This is a genomic window from Vibrio sp. 03-59-1, assembly GCF_013114135.1.
GTDB lineage: Bacteria > Pseudomonadota > Gammaproteobacteria > Enterobacterales > Vibrionaceae > Vibrio > Vibrio cortegadensis.
The window spans coordinates 1-2206 of record NZ_VTYA01000050.1 but is presented as its reverse complement, the minus strand read 5'-3'; the positions used below and the strand labels follow the sequence as shown (position 1 = coordinate 2206).

Below are 2206 nucleotides of genomic sequence, written 5' to 3'. Positions count from 1 at the left end.
AAACCAATACCATTGTCAGTCGCATATAACGTTTCCAACATGTCGTCTATTAATGTTTGTACCGTCGAGAGATCTTGCACCTTTTCCGCTTTGACCTTAAGCCTTGGGTCTGGTGCAGTCAGAATTTCTAAAACTGCCATACTTTCCTTCTAATTCTTGGAAGCTCATAACGCCCAATTAAGGTGCGACAACGCAATAACATCCAAGCTAAACTATTGCGCCGTAAACACAAAATTCAATTCAAAGTGAAATCGCTAAGCGTTAGGAGTCACTCTTAAATTGTTTGTTAGACGACTGGTATTTGCATGGTTCCTTTAATTACTGTTACCGCTGAGCCTATCAACTTCGTACGCCCATTAGGTAATAATTCAGTAGCGACATATCCACCACGAGCCGATGCTTGAAAACCTTTCAGTTCTGATTTATTTAACTTTTCTGACCAATAAACAGTCAAAGCACAATGCGCAGAGCCAGTAACAGGATCTTCATCTACACCAACCCAAGGTGCAAAGTACCTTGAAACGAAATCTAGTTCGTTGCTATCTGAACATGCAGTAACTAGAACCCCACGACCATTAACTTGTTTCAATACTTCAAAATTAGGTTGAATATTCAGTAATGTTTGTTCGCAATCAACTTCGATAAAAACTTTTGAATCAAAGCTACCGAAGGATATGACTTCACTAGCATCTATACCTAAATTCTCTAGTAAGTCAGGCGATTGAATAACGTCGAACTCGATTGCAGGCGATGGAAAATCCAGTTCAATTGTACATTCATTAATGAGTGCAGTTAAGGTTCCAGATAACGTTTCAAAATTAACGCTATCACCCTTGTTCAACTGACCTCTTTCTTTGAGTACATGAGCAACTGCGAGTGTCCCGTGACCACACAACGCTACCTCTTCTTGTGGAGTGAACCACCTCAGCGTCATATCTGACAGCGATAAAAATGCCGTTTCAGAGACAGCCATCTCTTCAGCAATTGAAAGCATCAACTCATCACTTAGCCCATGAGTTGTTATACAGACCCCGGCAGGATTTCCTTTGAATGCTTCATTTGTAAACGAATCCACCTGATAGATGTCTAAATCCATTCCGATCTCCTAATTTGATAAAGTCGTATAACGCCGCGTTAAGTAGTGAGCAACGCCACCACGAAACCTAACCATACCACCGAAAACACGAAACCCAACGATGGAATGAAAAATGCCATGCGTTGGGAATCTGTCTTAAACGCTTTGTTATACGTTATTCTGCACCAGGAGGTGTTGGAGTTGGAACTGAAGTTGGACTGTTTCCTGTTCCAGTTGGCTGATAACCCGCACCTGGCTCTCCTGTGGGGGTTACATCTGAGCGTGAAGGTTGATAACCTTTAGTAACATCAACTGTTTGTAATTTTGGTTGATAGCCATTAGTAGCAAAAGTTTTTTCTGTCATTTATACATTCCTAAACTCAATATGTGAAATTTCATCCGTCAGTATAATTACACCTGCGGTGTTATTAACTGCACGCTCAAAAGCACCATCATCAGATAACTTCCATACTTGTTCTAAATAAATTTGTTCTTCAGCAGGAGCACTCGAAGCAAATGATCTAGGACCAAAATATCCCGCCACGATGGTCCCATCATTCAACACAACCTTTACCCAATAACACTGATTCTGTGAGAAAAAGTAGTCCCAAGGTTTTTGGGTAGGATGATGAAGATTTGCTTTAAAAGTTTCAGATTCACGTAAGTGTTTCCATAGGAACGCTAAGATCACCGGAAATATTAACAAAACAAAAATGTAGAAAAATATGTAAAGGTTTGGATGGGCTGACTTCAAACTACTTGAGCCAGTAGCTGATTCAATATCAACTATAAACCAATATAAGACAGCATAATTGATACAACTATAAGTTACCGCATCAATGATCTGCTTTGATGAGTCTCGTAGTTGTGAAGGGTACAACAGCTCATATGTTTTTATACTGATAAAGCCCGGAATTACGAACATTATAAATAGTTGAAGTTTATCTACTTCCCAAATACTCATCATGACCCCAATAAGCAACTAGACACATCTAAGTTTAACATGATACAGAATGATGACCAATAACGTATAGACATAATGACCCCCACGAGGTGCTAGCCTCCAATTTCGTGGGTTAGCTTAAAGCCAGAGCCATAATTAGTGTGTCAAACAGCTAAATTTGGAGACTA

General features: G+C 39.8%; 4 protein-coding genes. All 4 read right to left on the bottom strand.

Annotation, left to right across the window (positions count from 1 at the left end; translation table 11 throughout):
• The coding region (locus F0249_RS19730) for a peptide deformylase (RefSeq protein ID WP_171757612.1) at positions 1-140 on the bottom strand (140 nt) is incomplete at its 3' end.
• Between the two features lie 146 nt (positions 141-286).
• Positions 287-1096 (bottom strand): PhzF family phenazine biosynthesis protein, encoded by an 810-nt coding sequence (locus F0249_RS19725; RefSeq protein ID WP_171757611.1) that lies wholly within the window; start codon positions 1094-1096, stop codon positions 287-289.
• A gap of 154 nt (positions 1097-1250) precedes the next feature.
• Positions 1251-1439 (bottom strand): hypothetical protein, encoded by a 189-nt coding sequence (locus tag F0249_RS19720; RefSeq protein ID WP_171757610.1) that lies wholly within the window; start codon positions 1437-1439, stop codon positions 1251-1253.
• Positions 1440-2042, bottom strand: a complete 603-nt coding sequence (locus F0249_RS19715; protein ID WP_253825358.1) for a DUF6338 family protein — start codon at positions 2040-2042, stop codon at positions 1440-1442.
• Positions 2043-2206: the final 164 nt, after the last annotated feature.

Excerpts from the sequence above, each read along its gene's own strand:
- F0249_RS19725 (WP_171757611.1), bottom strand. The coding sequence starts at position 1,096 with ATGGATTTAGACATCTATCAGGTGGATTCGTTTACAAATGAAGCATTC.
- F0249_RS19720 (WP_171757610.1), bottom strand. The coding sequence starts at position 1,439 with ATGACAGAAAAAACTTTTGCTACTAATGGCTATCAACCAAAATTACAA.
- F0249_RS19715 (WP_253825358.1), bottom strand. The coding sequence starts at position 2,042 with ATGATGAGTATTTGGGAAGTAGATAAACTTCAACTATTTATAATGTTC.